Below are 18,776 nucleotides of genomic sequence, written 5' to 3'. Positions count from 1 at the left end.
CTGTATACAATCTCGCCCGTTAGCGTGTTAAAAGTGTGGGCTTTCCCCGAACCACCGCGAGGCGACGATGACGACACCGGGCAATACGGCCAGCCGTACAGCGGCCCACACGGAAACGCTGCAGTTTGTCGGCGGGCTTTTGCTGATCATGGCGCTGGGGCTCAACCTGCGGCCGCTGCTGGCCTCTGCAAGCCCGCTGATGGGAGATATCCGCGCCGCGACGGGGCTGGGCTACGGCGTGCTCGCCTGGCTAACCACGCTGCCTTTTCTGTGCATGGGCGCGGTGGCGCTTGCCAGCGGCCGTTTGCAGCGCCTGCTGGGCGAAAGCCGCGGCATCATGCTCTCGCTGGCCGCTATCGGCGTGGCCTGCGCGCTGCGCCAGCTAAGCGGAACGGGTACCACGCTGCTCTCCACGGCGCTGCTGGGCGGCGCCGGCATCGCGCTGATCCAGGCGCTGGTACCGGGGCTGGTCAAGCGCCGCTTTGGCGCACGCATGCCGCTGGTGATGGGGCTTTACTCCGCCTCGCTGATGTCCGGCGGCGGGCTCTCGGCGTGGGTTAGCCCGCGCCTGGCCGAGATAGGCGGCTGGCAGCTGGGGGTGGGGATCTGGTGGGTGCCGGCGCTGGTGACGCTGGCGGGCTGGTTCATGATCTTTCGCCGCCGCGCCGCGCCGCCGCCTGAAACCGCCGCCATCGAAGGCGTGCGCCCCTGGCGGTTAAAGCGCGCCTGGCTGCTGGCGCTGTACTTCGGGGTGATCAACGCGGGCTATTCAAGCGTGGTGACCTGGCTGCCGGTGTATTACCAGGAGCTGGGCCGAAGCGCGGTGGCCGGCGGGCGGCTCCTGGCGTGGATGACCATCTTTCAGGTGCTGGCCGCGCTGGTCATGCCGATGCTGGCCCAGCGGCAAAAAACCGCCGACCGCCGCTGGCTGCTGGGCGTAAGCCTGGCGGCTCAGCTCACGGGATATCTGGGCCTGATCTTTATGCCGCAGTCGCTGGCGCTTTTGTGGAACGCCATTGCCGGCTTTGGGCTGGGGGCGTGTTTCTCGCTGGGGCTGATACTGGCGCTTGATCACCTGCCCGACGCCCGAGCGGCGGGGCGCCTGGCGGCCTTCATGCAGGGTTTCGGCTTTATGCTCAACGCCATGTCGCCGTGGATTAGCGGCACCCTGCGCGAAATGACCGGCAGCTTCATCGCCGCCTGGGCGCTGCTCGCCGTGGTCATTGTGGCCATGCTGCTGGTGACGCTGCGCTTCAGCCCCAAGCGCTACGCGCAGGTAATGCGGGATGGCGTTAAGTGATTTAGCAGACCGCCGGTAGCGAGAAACCCCGAGATGGCTTTCACTGCGTTTGCCATGACCCTCGTAGGGAAGGGTGGCACGATCTGGCACCTACAAAAACGCCGGCAAGCGTTGGCTTGCCGGCGTATGCGAAAACGGTTGGCTCGGGCGTATACCCGGGCACCTGGCCGTTTTTAGTCTTCCTTGGTGACGGTGAAGCTGCCGTTCATGGACGCGTAGTGACCCGGGAAGGTGCAGAAGAAGGTCAGATCGCGATCTTCCAGGCCTTCGGTGGAGAAGGTCACGCTGGTTTCTTCACCGCCGCCGACAACCTCGGTGTGAGCAATGACGCGCTCGTCATCTTCGGGCAGGTAGTCGTTTTCCAGCCCTTCGCCCATACCGTCCTTGGCCACGTCTTCATAGACGTCGGAGTCGGACAGCACCCAGTTGTGGCCCATGGCGCTGACGTCCATTTCGCCGGTGTGCTCAAGGGTGACGGTCACTTCGTCGCAGCTGGCCGGCACGCTCATTTCGTCCTTGTTGAACTGCATCTGGTCATCGCCTTCGATGGTCAGTTCGCATTCATCGGCGGCCATGGTCGGAGAAGCAAACGCCATGGCGGCAAAAGCGGCGGCGGGAATCAGCATCCAGGATGTTTTCATGTTGATCGATCCTTACTCTTTTTGGCTAGCGGGTTTTGACGTGCAAAGTGTCCGCAACGGCGGCGACAACGGTCGATGGAGTTGAGGGCGTTGCCGCGTACTGCTTGCCGTCCGGTGTATGAGCAGTAAATAAAGCGCGTTCCATTCTTGAGCGCCTGACGGCATCTGTCAAGAAAGCGCGCCCTGTGTCTCGCTGGTGATTAAGACTGGCCGCCGGGGGAAAAGTTCAGCGGCTTTATCGCGTTTCGTCTCTCATCAAGGCGTTTCCCCCGGCGGTGGTGGCTCAGGGCGTGAGGTTGTCAAACCCGCTATCGGTCACCGCGACGTTGTCTTCGATGCGTATACCGCCGCAGGGCATGAGCTGCTCGACCAGCGGCCAGTTGACCGGGGCGCCGGTGTCGCGCAGGGGCTCAAGCAGCATGGGGATGAAGTAAAGTCCCGGCTCGATGGTGACCACCATGCCCGGCGTAAGCGTCCGGGTAAGCCGCAGCGCCGGGTGGTCGTCGGGGGCCGGGGCGGGGGTGCCGTCGGCGGCTTTCAGCCCGGCGACGTCGTGGACCTGGATGCCCAGCGAATGGCCCACGCCGTGAGGGCAGAAAGCCCGGGTGACCCCGCTTGCCACGCAGTCGTCGGCGGTGCCGCGGTAGAGGTCGTGGCTGACCAGGATGTCGCCCAGCCGGCGGTGCATGGAAAGCTGCAGCTCGGCGTAGTCAACGCCCGGGGCGATATCGGCCACCAGCGCGTCCTTGAGCTCGTGCATGGCGCTGATCAGCTGGGCAAAAAGCGCCGGGGCATCGGGCCCGGCATGGGTGCGGGTGATGTCCGAGCAGTAGCCGCGAAAGCGCCGCCCGGCGTCGACCAGCAGGCTGTAGCGCCCGGCAGGGGCGTGCAGATCGTAGTGCTGGTAGTGCAGCACGCCGGCGTGCTCGTTGAGCCCGACGATGTTGTCGTAGGGCACGTGGGACTCGCGCTGGCGGCTGGCGCCAAGGTAGGCGAGCTGAATATCGAGCTCCGCCCCGGCGCCGGCAAAGCCTGCGTGGGCGGCCTCGTGGCCGGCCATGGCCAGGCGGTTGGCTTCGCGCAGGCAGGCGATCTCATAGGGGCTTTTGTACAGGCGAAGCTCGTCCAGCGCGTGGACCAACGCCGGCGGGTTGGCCTCGCCGTGGGGCAGGGCAACCGGGCCGTCCTGGAGAGCCTCGACGTTGCCGATCAGCGCGACCCGGCCGCGAAGCGCGGGAGCGGTGGGCTCGCTTGCAAGCTCGATATCAAACTCGCCGACCCAGGGTTCGTCGGGAAGCGACAGCGTCAGGTGCCAGAAGTCTGTGGGCGCGTGCAGCACCAGCCGCGGCTTGGTGTTGGGGGTGATGACCAGCCAGCTGTGCTGGGCTTCGAGCAGCGCCGTCCAGTGCATGAAGTGCCCGTCGGCTTGAAACTCGGGGTACTGGTCGTCGCCGTAGTGGGGCAGGGCGTGGCCGCTGTAAAGCGCGATGGCGTCCAGCCCGTGCTTGTGCATCAGCTCGCGATAGGCCGTGAGTAGCCGTTGGATATGGTCTTTTTGCAGGCGGTCAAGGGTGTCGGCCATGGGGGCTCCGTTGTGGGCGAGTGTGGAAAAAGCGGGGGCGAGCGAGCGCGGCGCCGGCGAATCAGCGCGAGGCCTCCGTCGCGGCAAGCTCGGCCCAGAGAACATCCAGCTCGGCGTGGTGATGATGCCGGTGGCGGTAAAGGCGTAATGCCAGGGGGACGTCCCAGCGGGCATCGCCGGCGCGCACCAGCCTGCCTGTCTTTAGCGCCCGGCGTACGGTGCGCTCGGGCAGCCAGCCGACGCCGTAGCCCAGGGAGACCAGCTCCTTGATGCTGGCGGCGTAGAGGTTCTCGCTTTTGACCGCAAGGCCGGGGGCCTCGGGCAGGCGCGCCAGGTGCGTCTGTAGCGCCGCTCCCAGCAGCCCGAGCCTTGGGTAGGCAAACCAGGGCGCGGGTGACCGGCGGCTGGCCGGCAGGGTAAAGCGCGGCGTGCCGTCGGCCGCGGGGGCGCTGACCGGTATCAGACGCTCGTGGCCCAGGGTGCGGTAGCGGCAGGCGGTATTATCCAGCTCCAGGTCGCAGCGCTCAAGGGGCCAGTAGCACAGCGCCAGGTCGCACTCGCCGCGGTTGAGCGCCTTGAAATAGTCCGCCGCGATCCAGCCGGTGGCGCGCAGATAGGGCTGCATGCGCTCTTCAAGCCCCGTGGCGGCGAGCCACTCGGGGAGAAAGTGCGCCAGCAGGCTCTGCGGGGCGGCCACGCTGATGCGCCGCTCGTGGCCGGCGCTGATGTCGTGGATGCGCTCCCGGGTCAGGCGCACGCCCTCGGTGATTTTTTCGCACAGGGCAAGAAACTCTTCGCCTTCGGGGGTCAGCGACAGCGGCAGCGTTTGGCGGTTGATCAGGGTCGCACCCATCTCTTCTTCCAGAAGCTTGATGCGTCGGGAAAAAGTCGGCTGGGTCACGTGCTGTTCGTCGGCGGCGCGGGAGAAATGCCGCGTTCTGGCCAGGGCGATAAAATCTTCCAGCCAGCGAATTTCCATAGCGTATCTTGTCCACCTTAAATAGCGTCCCGGATGCAAAAGGCGGCCGCTGAGCTGCGACCGTGCCGTTTATATGCGGCCTTCCTCCACAGCGTGACACGCCACGCGCACGCCGTCATCCTGGGTTTGCAGGACCGGCACTTCCTGCTGGCAGCGGGCGTTGGCGTAGGGGCAGCGGCCGTGGAACACGCAGCCCGACGGCAGGTTCACCGGCGTGGGCACTTCGCCCTCCAGGCGAATGTGCCGGGGGCCGTCGTCGTCCAGGCGCGGTATGGCCGAGAGCAGCGCCTGGGTATAGGGATGGCGGGGCTTGGCAAACAGCGTGGCGGTGTCGGCGATTTCGCACACCGTGCCCAGATACATCACCGCCACCCGGGTGCCGAAGTGCTCGACCACGGCGAGGTCGTGGGTGATGAACAGGTACGTCAGCCCGCGCTCGCGCTGGGCCTCCATCAGCAGGTTGAGCACCTGGGCCTGAATGGACACGTCCAGCGCCGAGATCGGCTCGTCGGCGACGATAAACTCTGGGTCTACCGCCAGCGCCCGGGCAATGGCGATGCGCTGGCGCTGGCCGCCGGAAAACTCGTGGCCGAAGCGCTTGCCCCAGTCCGGGTCGATGCCCACCGAGGCCATCACCCGCTCGACCTGGTCGGCCACCTGCTGGCGGCTCCAGTCGGGATGGTGCAGGCGCACCGGCTCTTCCAGCGTCTGCTGGATGGTCATGCGCGGGTTGAGCGAGGCGTAGGGGTTTTGAAAGATCATCTGCATGCGGCGGCGAAACGGCATCAGCGCCTTGGTGTCGAGGTTGTCGATGCGCGTGCCGTCGTAGCGGATCTCCCCGGCGGAGGGGTGCAACAGCCCCATGACCGTGCGCGCCACGGTGGATTTGCCGCAGCCGGATTCGCCCACCACGCACAGCGCCTCGCCGCGCTGGATGTCGAGGTTGACGCCGTTGATGGCGTGGACAAACTTCTGCTCGCGGACGAGCTTGCCGCCCCTGAACTTGAGCTGCTCAAGGAAGTCGCCGGAGAGCGAGAAGCGCTTTTCCAGCGCGCGGATTTCCAGCAGCGTTTCACCCTGCTGTGCCGTCTGGGGCGTCTGGGCATGCTCAACGGCGGGAATGCGGGTGGCGGTGGCGCTCATTGGGCTTCCTCCTTCAGGCGGCGGTCCTGCTGCAGCTCTTCGACCATGTGGCAGGCGACCCGGCAGTTGCCGGAGGTGGTGAAGCCCGGCACCTGCTCCACGCAGGCCGGGCGTACTTCGCCGCTTGAGCGCTTGATAAAGTCGCAGCGCGGGTGAAAGGCGCAGCCGCTAGGCAGGTTGTCAAGCGAGGGCATGCTGCCGCGGATCTGGTTGAGCGGCTGGCCCGGCGTTGCCATCTGCGGCAGGGCGTTGATCAGCCCCTGGGTGTAGGGGTGCTGGGGGTCGTTGATGATCTCCCGGGTGGGCCCCTGTTCGATCACCCGGCCGGCGTACATCACCAGCATGCGCTGGGTCACCTGGCTGACCACGCCCAGGTCGTGGGTAATCAAGATCAGCCCCACGTTGTGCTCTTCGCACAGGTTGAGCAGAAGCGCCATGATTTCCGCCTGGATGGTGACGTCAAGGGCAGTGGTGGGCTCGTCGGCGATGATGATGTCAGGGTCGAGGAGCAGCGCGATGGCGATGATCACGCGCTGGCGCATGCCCCCGGAGAGCTCGTGGGGGTACTGGTCGAGCCGCGCTTCCGGCGAGGGGATCTGCACCTGGCGCAGCCGATCCAGCGCAATCTTGCGTGCGGCTTTGGTGCCGGTGCGCCGGTGCGCCTTGATCGACTCGACCATCTGCTCGCCGATGGAGAGCACCGGATTGAGCGTCATCATCGGGTCCTGAAAGATCATCGAGATGCGGTTGCCGCGGAACTTGCGCAGGCCGCGCTCGCTCATGTGATTGAGCGTTTTGCCTTCAAACTTGACCTCGCCCCCGGCGATGAAGCCGGGCTTGGCGATGAGGTTCAAAAGCGAAAAGGCGGCCACGGACTTGCCCGCGCCGGATTCGCCGACGATGCCCAGGCGTTCGCCGCGCTCCAGGGTAAAGTTGATGTCGCGCAGGGCGTGGACATCGCCCTTGCGCAGGGCGAAGCGGACATCGAGGTGGTTGACTTCCAGCAGTGCCATAGTGTCCTCAGCCTTTATAAAGTCGCGGGTTCATCACGTCGCGCAGCCAGTCGCCCAGCAGGTTGATCGACAGCACCAGCACCACCAGCACCGCCCCGGGGATGAGCGTGATCCACCAGGAGCCGGACTGGATGTAGTCAAATCCGGCCTTGATCAGCGAGCCAAGCGACGGGTGCGTTTCGGGCATGCCGAGCCCCAGAAACGAAAGGGCCGCTTCGGAAATGATCGCGTTGGCGATCTGCACCGTGGAAATCACGAAAATCGGCGACAGCGTATTGGGCAAGACGTGGCGGAACATGATCCGCCGGCTCTTGAGCCCCATCACCCGGGCGGCGTCGACGTATTCCTTGCTCTTCTCCGCGAGCACCGAGGCGCGCACGGTGCGCGCGTACTGGGGCCATTCGGCCAGGCCGATGATCACCACCAGCAGCGGCACGGCGTAGGCGCTGAAGGTGGCACTGCCAAACACCGCCTTGACCAGCGCGCCGACGATGATCGCCACCATCAGGGTGGAAAACGACAGCTGGATATCCGCGAGGCGCATGAGAAAGGCGTCGATGCGCCCGCCCAGATAGCCGGCCATGAGGCCGAAAGTGACGCCGAGGATCGCCTGCAGCGCCACGGCGCCAAAGCCGATGACCAGCGATACCCGGGCGCCGTAAAGGATGGTCGAGAGCATGTCCCGCCCCTGGGCGTCGGTGCCCAGCCAGTAGGCCGGGTCGCTGCCGTCCACCCAGAAGGGCGGAAGCTCCGAGGCGAGAATGTCGATCTGGGCAAGATCGTAGGGATTCATCGGCGCAAGCCAGGGGGCAAACACGGCAATGGCGACCAGGGCGATGAACGTCAGCAGGCTCAGCTGGGCGATGACGTCGCGCTTGAAGCTGTACAGCAGGTAGGAGTCGCGAAAGCGCTCCCAGCGGCCGGGCAGCGCCGGCAGGGCCTTGGCCTGGGTCTCGGGCGTTGGAATCGGCTGGCTCATGCGGGCTTTCCTGTGAGTTTGACGGTGGGGTTCACCAGGCCGTAGATCAGGTCGACCAGGGTGTTGGTGATCACGAAAATCAGCCCCACGATCATCAGGTAGGTGACGATCAGCGGAATGTCGGAGCGCTGGATGGCGTTGAGAAACATCAGCCCCATCCCCGGCCACTGGAACACCGTCTCGGTGAGAATGGTGTAAGCCACCAGCGTGCCGATCTGCACCCCGCCCACGGTGATCACCGGCAGCATGGTGTTTTTCAGCGCGTGCAGAAAGTAGATGCGGCGCATGGAAATACCCTTGGCTCGGGCAAACTTGACGTAGTCGGACTGCAGCACTTCGAGCATTTCCGCGCGGATCAGGCGGATAAACAGCGGCAGCATGATGGAGGCCAGCGAAATCGCCGGCAGCACCAGGTATTTGAGCCCGTCGAGACTTGCAAAGTTGGTCTCCCAGGGGCCGAAGACGGGCACCGGGTCGCCGCGGCCGTAGGCTGGCATGCCGCCTTCGGTGGAGAGCACGCCGTTAAGCCAGGCGCCCCAGCCGGTCTCCGCGGGGAAGGGCGCCCAGCTGATGCCGATGGCAAAAATCTGGATCAGCACGATGGCGGTGAGAAACACCGGGATCGAGATGCCCACAATGGAGACGCTCATGAAAAAGCGCGTGAGCCAGGCCCGGGGCTTGATCGCGCTGTACACGCCGATGGGAATCGACAGCGCGATGATCAGAAACGTCGACGCCGCCACCAGCTCCAGGGTCGCCGGCAGGTGGCGGGCGATGACCTGGGTGGTGGGCTGGTTGAAGACGTAGGAGTAGCCGAAATCAAACTGCAGGGCGTTGCCGGCAAAGCGCAGGTACTGGGTGATGAACGGGTCGTTCAGCCCGAACTCTTCGCGCAGGGCCTCGCGCTCGCTTTCCGGCACCGACTGGCCCACCAGCTGCTGGATGGGGTCGCCGAGGTTGTCCTGGATGGCGAAGGCGATAATGCTGATGACAAACATCACCAGCAGGGCATGAAAAAGACGCTTGATCAGAAAAGCGATCATGGGGCAATGTCCTGTAGCGGCAACAGGGAAGCGACGCGCCCGGCGGGCGCGTCGTCAAGCGGCAGTAAAACGAGGGGGCAAGAGCCGGGGCGGAATTACTCCGCGGCGTCGTTGACCACCAGGTCCCCGAGGTAGGGGAAGTTCATGACGTTGAGCACCGGCTCGATCTCGGCGTTGATGGCGGATGCCCAGGCCAGATCCTGCCAGTGCAGCGGCACGAAGGCGGCCTCGTCATAGAGCGTCTGTTCGACCTGCTGGAGCATCTCGGCGCGCTTTTCCAGATCGATTTCCTGGTTGGCGTCGGCCACCAGCTTGTCGAGCTCCGGATTGCAGTAGTTGCCGGCGTTGTACTGGCCGGCGCCGCTGTCGGCGTCCGGGCAGGCCGTCAGGTACTCGTGGAAGTTGGCGCTGTCCTCGGTGTCGGAGTGCCAGCCGATCAGCATCATGTCTGCGGCGCGGTCGTCAAACTCGCCCCAGTACTGGGCCTTGGGCAGGGTTTTAAGGTCCACATCGACGTTAATGCGCGCCAGCATCGCGGCGACGGCCTGGGCAATCTTGGCGTCGTTTACGTAGCGGTTGTTGGGCGACATCATGGTGATGTCAAAGCCGTCGGCGTAGCCGGCTTCCGCCATGAGCTCCTTGGCCTTTTCCACGTCGTAGCGCGGCGTGAGCGAGTCCACATGGCCGACGTAGCCTTCCGGAGACATCTGCGCGGCCGGGGTGGCAAAGCCTTTCATCAGGCGGTCGGCGATGCCTTCCTGGTTGACGGCGTAGGCAAAGGCTTTGCGCACCCGGGGGTCTTCAAACGCCTCCACGCGCTTCTGGTTCATGTGCAGCATGATAATGCGGGTGCCGGACATGGTGACCAGCTTGGCGTTGTCGCTTTCGCGCACCCGCTCCAGATCGTTGGGCGGCACCGGGGCAATGAAGTCGACGTCGCCGGAGAGCAGGGCGGCGACCCGGGTGGCGTTTTCGCTGATCGGCGTCAGCACCAGGGTGTCGACGTTGCCCGGCGAGGCCTCATCCCAATAGTCGGGGTTGCGGGCAAACTCGGTGCGCACGCCCTGCTGGCGTTCGGTGACGGTGTAGGGGCCGGTGCCGGACACCTGGCTTGAGGCGTAGGAGTTGCCGTTCTTGACGATTTCATCCTTGGGGTCGCCGTCCGGCGCCTCGCCGGAGTAGAACTCGCTGTCCATGGGGAAGAGGTAGGTCGCCAGATTTAGCAGCAGCGGATAGGGCTTGAACGTGTTGATCTCGACGGTGTGCTCGTCGACGACCTCGGCGCTTTCGATGGGGTCGAAGATCGCCTTGAAGTCCGGGCTGCGCTTCAGCCGCTCGATGGTCCAGACCACATCTTTAGCGGTAAAGGGGTTGCCGCTGTGAAAGGTCACGCCTTCGCGCAGGGTCATGCGCATGGTGGTGTCGTCGACCTGCTCCCAGTCGGTGGCCAGGCGCGGCTCGAAGTTGAGCGACTGGTCCCAGCGCACCAGCGGGTCGAACAGCAGGTGCGAGAGCTGCATGATGCCGCCCGAGAGCTGTTCGTGGATGTCCAGCGACACCGGGTCGGCGTCGTAGGCCATGCGCAGGGTGTTTTCCGCCTGGGCGGCGGTGGCAAACATCGCGCCGCCGGCAAGCGTGGCAGAAATGGCGGTGGCCAGAAGCGTCTTTTTTACGCGCGGCCCGACGATAGTGCGAGTGCTGGTCGTCACGGTCATGATGAAGGTCCCTGTGGTTATTGTTGGCGGGTGCCGGATAATAACGGGCGGTTGTTATGGGGATACTTTATGGACGTTTCGTTACTGATTGTTGGCCGGCGTGGGCAGGAGCACAATCGAAATAATGACAGGGGCTATTCATCCGGCGAATGAGCCAAGGGGGAGGCCGGCGGCGCCGGCCGTGAAGGCTCAGGCGGCGCCGAAGCGGCGGTGGAGGTAGGCGTTGATGTCGTCGGACTCGTACAGCCACTCGGCGCCCCCGTCGTCGTTTTCGATACGCAGGCAGGGCACCTTGACCCGGCCGCCGCCTTCCTTGAGCTCTTGCTTGCGCTCGGGGTCGAGCTGGGCGTCGCGGCGCTCGATATCGAGCCCCAGCCGGGCCATTTCCTTGCGCACCTTGATGCAGAACGGGCAGGTGCGAAACTGGTAGAGCGCGAGCCTGTCGCAGGCGCGGTCGACCTCGGCCTGCTCGGCGTCGGTGCGCTCGACGGATTTGGGCGTGGAAAGCTTTTCAGAGACGAGCATCACCGGCGCGAGCACCAGGCGCACGCCGCGGAAGAAGTAGCGAATCAGAATACGCATGAGCTGTCCTTTTGTGGCAGGGAAGTGGTGGCTGGGAAATATCAAGGCAGCGCCGGCGGGCGCATGCCCTGCGCCGAAGTGGCGTTCATCGTGACGCACGCGGCGGCTTTTGTCACCTCACCCCGTGAGCCCGCGGCCGTGGCGTGCTAGGCTTTTCAGTCGTTTACGCGCGGGGTGAAAGCAGAGCCAAGGCAGCCGCGCACGGGTTATCTTCAGGGAGCATGCTCACCATGCATCTGCATATTATCGGGATCTGCGGCACCTTCATGGGCAGCCTGGCGCTATTGGCCCGGGAGCGGGGCTACCGGGTCAGCGGCTCGGACGCCAACGTCTATCCGCCCATGAGCACCCAGCTGGAAAACGCCGGCATTGCGCTGCAGGAAGGCTACGGCGCGGACAACCTGGACGCCGCCACGGGTGCTGCGCCGGATCTGGTGGTGGTGGGCAACGCGCTGTCCCGGGGGAATCCCGAAGTCGAGGCGCTGCTCAATCGCGGGCTTGCCTATACCTCCGGCGCCCAGTGGCTGTGCGAGCACGTGCTCGCCGGCCGCAAGGTGATAGCGGTGGCCGGCACCCACGGCAAGACCACCACGGCGAGCATGCTTTCGTGGCTTCTGGAAAGCGCCGGGCAAACGCCGGGCTTTCTGATCGGCGGGGTGCCGCGCAACTTCGGCGTGTCGGCAAGGCTTGGCGGAGCGGATGCGCCCTTTGTGGTCGAGGCCGACGAGTACGACACGGCGTTTTTCGACAAGCGCTCCAAGTTCGTCCACTACCGGCCAACGATCGCCGTGCTTGCTAACCTGGAGTTTGATCACGCGGATATTTTCCCCGATCTGGCCGCTATCGAGCGCCAGTTCCACCACCTGGTGCGCACCGTGCCGGGCAACGGCCGGCTGCTGATAGCCGACGGCCAGCCGGCGCTTGAGCGAGTGCTTGCGCAGGGCGCCTGGACCCCGGTGGCGCGGTTTGGCAAAGGCGACGGCGAATGGCAGCTGGCGCTCGAGCACGCCGACGCCAGCCGCTTTCGCGTGGTTCACGCCGTGGACAGCGGCGACGACGCCATTGTCGAGTGGTCGCTCACCGGCGAATACAACGCCTATAACGCCCTGGCGGCGCTGGCCGCCGCCCACGCCTGCGGCGTCGATCTGGCCCGGGGCTGCGCCGCGCTTTCCCGCTTTGAAAGTCCTCGGCGGCGTCAGGAAGTACGCGGCGAGGTGGCCGGCATCCAGGTCATCGACGACTTTGCCCACCACCCCACGGCGATTGCAGCGACCCTTGAAGGGCTGCGCGCGGCAACGCCCGCCGGGCGGCTGCTGGCGGTGATCGAGCCGCGCTCCAACACCATGCGCCTGGGCGCGCTCAAGGCGCGGCTGAACGAAAGCGTCGCCCAGGCCGATCACGCCTTCTGGTACCAGCCGCCGGGGCTCGACTGGTCGCTTGCGTCGCTGATTGCGCCCCAGGGCGAGCGGGCGAGCCTGGAAAGCGACCTGGGCGCGCTGGTAGACGCCGTGGTGGCCAAAGCAACGTTCGGGGACCGCATCGTGGTGATGTCCAACGGCAGCTTCGGCGGCATTCACCAGCGCCTGCTGGACGCCCTTGCCGTCGCGCATCGGGAGTAAAACGTGATGACGACTTTCAAACCGCCGGTAACGGTAGCGCTGACCGGGGCCTCCGGCGCCCAGTACGCGCTGCGCCTGATCGACGTGCTGGTGGCGGCCGGCCACGAAGTCTGGGTGATGATCTCCAAGGCCGCGCACATGGTCATCGCCACCGAAACCGATGTCACGTTGCCCGCCGGGCCCGCGCGGCTGGCTGAGGCGCTTGCCAAGCGCAGCGGCGCGCAAGAAGGGCAAGTCCGCTGCTTTGGCCGGGAAGACTGGATGGCGCCGGTGGCCTCGGGCTCCGGTGCGCCTTCCAGCATGGTGATCTGCCCCTGCTCCACGGGCACGCTCTCGGCGGTGGCCACGGGGGCCAGCAACAACCTTATCGAGCGCGCCGCCGACGTGGCGATCAAGGAGCGCCGGAGGCTTGTCATGGTGCCCCGGGAAAGCCCGTTTTCCCCGATTCATCTGGAGCACATGCTGACGCTTAGCCGCCTTGGCGTGGTGATCCTGCCGGCGGCGCCGGGGTTCTATCATCGCCCGGCGTCCGTTGACGACCTGATCGACTTTATCGTTGCGCGCATTCTCAACCAGCTGGGCATCGAGCACGCGCTGATGCCGCGCTGGGGCGAGGCCGGCGAGCCGCCGCGCTGACCAGGAGCCTTTATGCTGTCCCCCGCTACGCTTTCGGTCTTTGTGCCCACCTTTTTGCTGGTGTCGCTGACGCCGGGCATGTGCATGACGCTTGCCATGGTGCTGGGGATGACCCAGGGCGTGAAGCGCACCCTGTGGATGATGATCGGCGAGCTTCTGGGCGTGGGCACGGTGGCCGTGGCGGCGGGTGCCGGCGTGGCCGCGCTGATGCTCAAGAGCCCGGAAGTGTTTGTGCTGTTCAAGTGGCTGGGCGGGGCCTATCTGGCGTACCTGGGCATTATGATGTGGCGCTCGCGCGGGCGCATGGCGATCCCCGATGAGTTCAGAGCCGGCGACAGGGCCGCCCGGCGCACGCTTTTCGTGCAGGGCTTCATGACCGCCATTGCCAACCCCAAGGGCTGGGCGTTTCTGATGGTGCTGCTGCCGCCGTTTCTCGACGACGGCCGGGCGCTGGGGCCCCAGCTTGCCATGCTGGTGGCGGTCATCTTGACCATCGAGTTTGTCTGCCTGGTGCTCTACGCCACCGGCGGCAAGACGCTCCGCCAGCTTTTGGCCCGGGGCGCCGGGGTGCGCCTGCTCAACCGTATTTCCGGCACCCTGATGGTCGGCGTGGGGCTGTGGCTGGCCTTGGGCTAAGGTGCTGCGCTGCCGAGTCAGACCCTTTCCGGCGGCTCGGCCAGCGCCCTGCTGCGCTGCTCGAGCCGCGCGGTGAACGGCGCAATGCCTTCGCCCCGGCGCAGCAGGCAGACGGCGATACGCGCTTCCAGCGGGCCGGTTTCCACCAGCACCTGGCGGGCAAGCTCCCGGGTCAGCCGTTCCTGCAGCAGCAGCGCGCCGCTTTCGCCGGTATCGGGCAGGACCAGCCAGAACGTCGCGGCGGACGCCCGCCCCAGGACGTCGTCGTCCCGGCACTGGCGATGCGCCTCGCGGCACAGCGTCTCCAGCAGCGCCAGCCGGGCGCGGTGGCCGAACTGCTCGCCGGCCATGTCCAGCTGGGGCAGGTGGATCGCCAGCACCGCCAGGCGGCGGCCGAGCACCAGGGCGCGCTGGTGCTCGCTAACCAGGCGCTTGTTCAGGGTGTCGCGGTGGAAGGCATCGCACTCGTCGTCGTAGGGGTCGGTAGCGCGGAGCAGCGCCCGACGCCGGGCGTGCTCCCAGCGCGGCAGGGCAAGCAGCAGCGCGGTCACCAGAAAGCCCATCACCCAGCTGGGGGAGGCGCTTGCCAGCGGCGTGAGCCACCACGCCGGCGCCAGCAGCAGAATGATCGCCAGCGCTGCCCACAGCGGCAGCAGCAAAAAGGTTGCGGCGAGCGGCAGCCCAAGCCATACCGGCGAGATATCCGGCGGATGCCAGATGGCGGCGAACAGGGTCAGGTAGGTGGCTAGCAGCAGAACCATGCGCGGCAGGTACGGCGACGACGAGCGGTACAGGTGGAGCAGCAGCGCGGCCAGCAGGACCAGCACCATGAAGAGCGGCGTGAACAGGGTGACGTAATCGCCCATGGCGTAGCGCCAGGCGGCGTAGGCGGCCATGAGCACGGGGCTTGCGGCGAAGGCCAGGGTCATCAGGCGGCGGGAGATGGCGTGGGCGCTCATGATGTTTCCGCCAGCGCGTGCAGGTCGAGCGACTCGAACTCGATGTCGGCAAGGGGCATGCCCCGGCCAAGGGCATTGTCCGGTAGCGCGGCGGCGAGCCGCCGGCGACGCTTTTCGCCTTCCTGAGGCGAGGGCGAGAAGAGGATCGCGGCGAGCGTGCGGCCATCGACGCGGTAGGCGTTTTCAAAGCCGTAGAGCAGCCGGCACAGGCGGCGCGCCAGGGGCCACAGCTGGCGACGCCGGACGCGAATGACCACCAGCTCGCCGTGCACCGCCTCGCGCGCGCAGCGGTGCCGTTCGCGCTTGAGATCGAGCAGCAGCTGCTCCCGTGTCCAGAAGTTGACCCCGGGAACCAGGCGCAGGCGCCGGCGGAGATCGCCGCGGATCAGCGTGAGCTGGTTCGCCCGGGCCGTGGCGATCAGGCATAAAACGATCAGGCTGAGCAGCATCAGCGTCCAGGCGGGCAGGCCCAGGTGGGGGAGAATCAGCACCATGCCAAGCAGCATGCCGCTCAGGTTGAAGGTAGCCACCCAGTGGGGCTGGGGGAGCATGAAAAGCGCGACCCAGGCCCACACCAGCAGCATATGGCGCTGGGGCGCGGAGGCGATGAGGCCGATCAGCAGCACGCCGGGCAGCAGCTGCCAGGGAAGTCCGCCGCGGCTGCGCCGATGGCTGAAGTCGAGCAGCAAAGCGGTGATAAACAGCCAGCCGATGGACACCCACATGACCAGCGCGGCCAGCGGCGGCGCCGCCGGAGTCCACAGCAAAAGCGCGGTGGCAACCGCCAGCAGGTTGGCCCGGAGGGGGTGGACTTTGTACTTGTTTTGCATGGTGGCTTATGCTTTACCGTTGGGGCATGGGCGGCGTTGACGCTATAAAGCTAATTGCATTGAAGCAGACTGACAAGTGACCGACGATCGTTGACTGACACGGAGCATGGCATGAGCGTTTCCACGGCGTTATCTGACACGACGGACATTCCTGCTTATATGCAGGCGGTGGGCACGGCGGCCCGGGAAGCCGCACAGGGCCTGAGGCGAGCCGACAGCGGGCGCAAGAACCGCGCGCTTGAGGCCATGGCCGAGCGGCTCGACAAGGCCCGGGAGGCGGTGCTTGCCGCCAACGCCGACGACATGCAGCGCGGCCGCGATGCCGGGCTTGACGCCGCGCTGCTGGACCGCCTGGAGCTGACCGAGGCGCGCATCAACGCCATGATAGAAGGGCTTCGCCAGGTGGCCGCGCTGCCCGATCCGGTCGGCGAGGTCGACGGCCTGCGCGCCCGCCCCAGCGGCATTCAGGTGGGGCAGATGCGCGTGCCGCTGGGCGTCATCGGCATCATCTTCGAGTCCCGGCCCAACGTCACCGTCGAAGCCGCCAGCCTGTGCCTGAAGTCCGGCAACGCCTGCATCCTGCGCGGCGGCTCCGAGGCTCGCTCCTCCAACGCCGCGCTCAGCGAATGCCTCAAGGCCGGCCTGGAAGACGCCGGGCTGCCCGCGGGCGCGGTGCAGGTAGTCGCCACCACCGACCGCGCCGCCGTGGGCGAGCTGATCCGCATGCCCGAATTCGTCGACGTGATCATCCCGCGCGGGGGCAAGTCGCTGATCGCGCGGGTCTCCCGAGAAGCCAGCGTGCCGGTGATCAAGCACCTGGACGGCGTCTGCCACGTCTACGTGGACGCCACCGCCGACGTCGACAAGGCGCTGGCCATTGCGGTGAACGCCAAGACCCAGCGCTACGGTACCTGCAACACCCTGGAAACCCTGCTGGTGGATGCTCCCGTGGCCGAGCGTCTGCTGCCGGCGCTGGCCGAGCGCTTTGCCGAGTACGAGGTCGAGCTGCGCGGCTGCGAGCGCACCCGCCAGGTGCTTTCGCGCATTACCCCGGCCAGCGACGACGACTGGAGCGAAGAGTACCTGGCGCCGGTGCTGGCGATTAAAGTGGTCGACGGCGCCGATGACGCCATGGCCCACATCGAGCGCTACGGCTCCCAGCATACCGACACCATCGTCACCCAGGACTACAGCCTGGCGCGGCGGTTCATGGCCGAGGTGGACTCAAGCTCGGTGATGGTCAACGCCTCCACCCGCTTTGCCGACGGCGCCGAGTACGGGCTGGGCGCGGAGATCGGCATTTCCACCGACAAGCTCCACGCCCGGGGGCCGGTGGGCCTGGAGGGGCTTACCACGCGCAAGTACATCGTTTTCGGCGACGGCCATGTTCGTCAATAGGAGACGCCAATGAGTGCCGGCATGTCTGAGGCGGCCGACCGCGCTACCAGCGCCGGCGAGGCACCGCGCATCGGCATGCTCGGCGGCACCTTCGACCCGGTGCACCTGGGCCATTTGCGCAGCGCCGTGGAGCTTCACGAGGCGCTGGCGCTTGACCGCCTGCACATGATTCCCGCCCCTCAGCCGCCGCTTCGCGGGCGCCCCCAGGTCGCGGCCGAAGAGCGCCTGGCGCTGCTTGAGGCGGGCATCGGCGATACGCCCGGGCTTTACGCCGACGACCGCGAGCTTTCGCGCACGGGGCCCTCCTACAGCGCTGACACCTTGGCGGAGCTGCGTGACGAGTATGGAGCGTCCGCGCGTCTCGTCATGGCGCTGGGGGAGGACGCCTTTTCCCGGCTGGCCGACTGGCACGCCCCCGAGCGCCTTTTCGAGCTGGCGCACATCGTGGTGATGGCCCGGCCGGGGCACGCCCTTAAGCCGTCTGCCCGGCTTGAGGAACTCATCGGCCATCGCGAGGTCGCAGACGCGCAGGCCCTGATGCGCTCGCCCCGGGGCGGGCTTTTGCGCCTGACGCTGCCGTCGCGCATGGCCATTTCCGCCACCGCCATACGCAACCGCCTGCAGCAGGGGCAAAGCGTGCGCTATCTTTTGCCCGCGGCCGTCGAGCGCGCCGCCGTGGCCCGGCGGCTATACCGCTAGAGCGCTCGCCGAGCGGCAGAATAGCGCTGGCAGTCACGCCTAAAGCCGTTACAATGGCCGGCTTTGACACGGTTTCCAACGGAGTTGGCAGTTACCCCTCATGCACATTGATACCTTAAAGCAGCTGGCGCTTGACGCGCTGGAAGAACTCAAGGCCCGGGATATCAGCACGATCGACGTGGCCGAACTGACCGACGTCACCGACGTCATGATGGTGGCCAGCGCCACCTCGACGCGCCACGTCTCGGCGCTGGCGCAGCACGTGGTGGAAAAAGCCAAGGCCGGCGGGCTTGCGCCGCGCGGGGTAGAAGGCGGCAGCAACGCCGACTGGGTGCTGGTGGATCTGGGCGACGTGGTGGTACACGTCATGCTGCCCGAGGCCCGGGAGCTTTATGACCTGGAGCGCCTGTGGGCCGACCTGCCCGCCGAAGGCGGCGTCGAACAGCTGCGCGAGCGGATGGAAGAGCAGGCCGGTCGGCAATGAAGCTGCGCCTGCTGGCGGTGGGCACGCGGATGCCCGGCTGGGTGGAAGAGGGCGTTGCCACCTACCGTAAGCGTCTGCCCCGGGACTTCGCCCTGGAAGTGGAAGAAATCGCCCCGGCTCGGCGCGGCAAGAACACCCCGGCCGACAGGGCTCGGGAGCAGGAGGCTCGGCGCATAGGCGAGCGCCTGAAAGGCGACGAGCACCTGGTGGCGCTGGAAGTCACGGGCAAGCCCTGGACCACTCGTCAGCTTTCCCGGCAGGCCGAGGACTGGCGCATGCAGGGGCGCGACGTAGCGCTGCTGGTGGGCGGCCCCGACGGCCTTGACCCGGCGCTCTCTGCTCGGGCCCAAAGCGCCTGGTCGCTGTCGCCGCTGACCCTGCCGCACCCGCTGGTGCGGGTGATCCTTGCCGAACAGCTGTACCGCGCCTGGACGTTAATGGTCGGTCATCCGTACCACCGCTGAGACCGTGCTGCCGGCGCGTTCACGGCCCGATCCACCGTAATAGCCGGGAGTCCGCGCGATTGTTTTGCCTTCAT

General features: G+C 66.4%; 19 protein-coding genes. 8 read left to right on the top strand and 11 right to left on the bottom strand.

Translation table 11 applies throughout. The annotated features are described in order from the left end of the window. Positions 1 to 67 precede the first annotated feature (67 nt). Positions 68 to 1,300, top strand: coding sequence for a CynX/NimT family MFS transporter (locus tag RS027_RS02410; RefSeq protein WP_311953473.1), 1,233 nt, complete (start codon positions 68 to 70; stop codon positions 1,298 to 1,300). 173 nt (positions 1,301 to 1,473) lie between these two features. On the opposite strand, the gene azu is transcribed toward RS027_RS02410, so the two are convergent. The 9 genes from azu to RS027_RS02365 form a co-directional block, all read right to left on the bottom strand. Next, on the bottom strand, positions 1,474 to 1,941 hold the full coding sequence (gene azu, locus RS027_RS02405) for an azurin (RefSeq protein ID WP_311953468.1): 468 nt from the start codon (positions 1,939 to 1,941) through the stop codon (positions 1,474 to 1,476). A gap of 283 nt (positions 1,942 to 2,224) precedes the next feature. After that, positions 2,225 to 3,523, bottom strand: a complete 1,299-nt coding sequence (pepQ, locus tag RS027_RS02400) for a Xaa-Pro dipeptidase (RefSeq protein ID WP_311953462.1) — start codon at positions 3,521 to 3,523, stop codon at positions 2,225 to 2,227. 61 nt (positions 3,524 to 3,584) lie between these two features. Next, a complete protein-coding gene (locus RS027_RS02395; RefSeq protein ID WP_311953456.1) occupies positions 3,585 to 4,502 on the bottom strand; it encodes a LysR family transcriptional regulator in 918 nt (305 codons plus the stop codon). A gap of 69 nt (positions 4,503 to 4,571) precedes the next feature. Further along, entirely contained in the window at positions 4,572 to 5,645 is a 1,074-nt protein-coding gene (locus RS027_RS02390; protein ID WP_311953453.1) for an ABC transporter ATP-binding protein, read from the bottom strand. After that, positions 5,642 to 6,658, bottom strand: a complete 1,017-nt coding sequence (locus RS027_RS02385) for an ABC transporter ATP-binding protein (RefSeq protein WP_311953450.1) — start codon at positions 6,656 to 6,658, stop codon at positions 5,642 to 5,644. The genes RS027_RS02390 and RS027_RS02385 overlap by 4 nt, the downstream gene beginning before the upstream one ends. Positions 6,659 to 6,665: 7 nt before the next feature. Beyond that, positions 6,666 to 7,637, bottom strand: a complete 972-nt coding sequence (locus RS027_RS02380) for an ABC transporter permease (RefSeq protein WP_311953447.1) — start codon at positions 7,635 to 7,637, stop codon at positions 6,666 to 6,668. After that, positions 7,634 to 8,680 (bottom strand): ABC transporter permease, encoded by a 1,047-nt coding sequence (locus RS027_RS02375; protein ID WP_311953443.1) that lies wholly within the window; start codon positions 8,678 to 8,680, stop codon positions 7,634 to 7,636. The genes RS027_RS02380 and RS027_RS02375 overlap by 4 nt, the downstream gene beginning before the upstream one ends. A gap of 95 nt (positions 8,681 to 8,775) precedes the next feature. After that, positions 8,776 to 10,395, bottom strand: coding sequence for an ABC transporter substrate-binding protein (locus RS027_RS02370; protein ID WP_311953436.1), 1,620 nt, complete (start codon positions 10,393 to 10,395; stop codon positions 8,776 to 8,778). Between the two features lie 189 nt (positions 10,396 to 10,584). Next, positions 10,585 to 10,977, bottom strand: a complete 393-nt coding sequence (locus RS027_RS02365; RefSeq protein WP_311953432.1) for a glutaredoxin family protein — start codon at positions 10,975 to 10,977, stop codon at positions 10,585 to 10,587. 230 nt (positions 10,978 to 11,207) lie between these two features. On the opposite strand from RS027_RS02365, the gene mpl reads away from it, so the two are divergent. From mpl to RS027_RS02350, 3 genes are read left to right on the top strand one after another with little or no spacing between them, the layout of a single operon-like run. After that, positions 11,208 to 12,596, top strand: coding sequence for a UDP-N-acetylmuramate:L-alanyl-gamma-D-glutamyl-meso-diaminopimelate ligase (gene mpl / locus RS027_RS02360; RefSeq protein ID WP_311953427.1), 1,389 nt, complete (start codon positions 11,208 to 11,210; stop codon positions 12,594 to 12,596). Positions 12,597 to 12,602: 6 nt separating this feature from the next. Then, positions 12,603 to 13,232, top strand: coding sequence for a flavin prenyltransferase UbiX (locus RS027_RS02355; RefSeq protein WP_311953423.1), 630 nt, complete (start codon positions 12,603 to 12,605; stop codon positions 13,230 to 13,232). A 12-nt stretch (positions 13,233 to 13,244) separates the two neighbouring features. Then, entirely contained in the window at positions 13,245 to 13,868 is a 624-nt protein-coding gene (locus RS027_RS02350; RefSeq protein ID WP_311953419.1) for a LysE family translocator, read from the top strand. A gap of 17 nt (positions 13,869 to 13,885) precedes the next feature. Here the strand turns inward: RS027_RS02350 and RS027_RS02345 are convergent, their stop codons facing one another. Both RS027_RS02345 and RS027_RS02340 read right to left on the bottom strand, forming a co-directional pair. Then, positions 13,886 to 14,827, bottom strand: a complete 942-nt coding sequence (locus RS027_RS02345; RefSeq protein WP_311953416.1) for a GGDEF domain-containing protein — start codon at positions 14,825 to 14,827, stop codon at positions 13,886 to 13,888. Then, the gene (locus RS027_RS02340) at positions 14,824 to 15,657 is read right to left on the bottom strand and encodes a hypothetical protein (protein ID WP_311953414.1); all 834 of its coding nucleotides are present in this window, start codon (positions 15,655 to 15,657) and stop codon (positions 14,824 to 14,826) included. The genes RS027_RS02345 and RS027_RS02340 overlap by 4 nt, the downstream gene beginning before the upstream one ends. A gap of 111 nt (positions 15,658 to 15,768) precedes the next feature. On the opposite strand from RS027_RS02340, the gene RS027_RS02335 reads away from it, so the two are divergent. From RS027_RS02335 to rlmH, 4 genes are all read left to right on the top strand, one after another. Next, positions 15,769 to 17,055 (top strand): glutamate-5-semialdehyde dehydrogenase, encoded by a 1,287-nt coding sequence (locus RS027_RS02335; protein ID WP_311953411.1) that lies wholly within the window; start codon positions 15,769 to 15,771, stop codon positions 17,053 to 17,055. Between the two features lie 21 nt (positions 17,056 to 17,076). Beyond that, positions 17,077 to 17,754, top strand: coding sequence for a nicotinate-nucleotide adenylyltransferase (nadD, locus tag RS027_RS02330; RefSeq protein ID WP_311953408.1), 678 nt, complete (start codon positions 17,077 to 17,079; stop codon positions 17,752 to 17,754). Positions 17,755 to 17,854: 100 nt separating this feature from the next. Further along, positions 17,855 to 18,238 carry a ribosome silencing factor gene (gene rsfS, locus RS027_RS02325; RefSeq protein WP_311953405.1) on the top strand — a complete coding sequence of 128 codons (384 nt, stop codon included), beginning with the start codon at positions 17,855 to 17,857 and terminating at the stop codon, positions 18,236 to 18,238. Next, positions 18,235 to 18,702, top strand: coding sequence for a 23S rRNA (pseudouridine(1915)-N(3))-methyltransferase RlmH (gene rlmH, locus RS027_RS02320; RefSeq protein WP_311953402.1), 468 nt, complete (start codon positions 18,235 to 18,237; stop codon positions 18,700 to 18,702). Before rsfS ends, rlmH begins: the two co-directional genes overlap by 4 nt. The last annotated feature ends 74 nt before the right edge of the window (positions 18,703 to 18,776 follow it).

The organism is Halomonas garicola, from assembly GCF_031935715.1.
Lineage (GTDB): Bacteria > Pseudomonadota > Gammaproteobacteria > Pseudomonadales > Halomonadaceae > Vreelandella > Vreelandella garicola.
The sequence above is the reverse complement of the archived record's forward strand: the minus strand, read 5'-3'. Positions and strand labels throughout refer to the sequence as shown.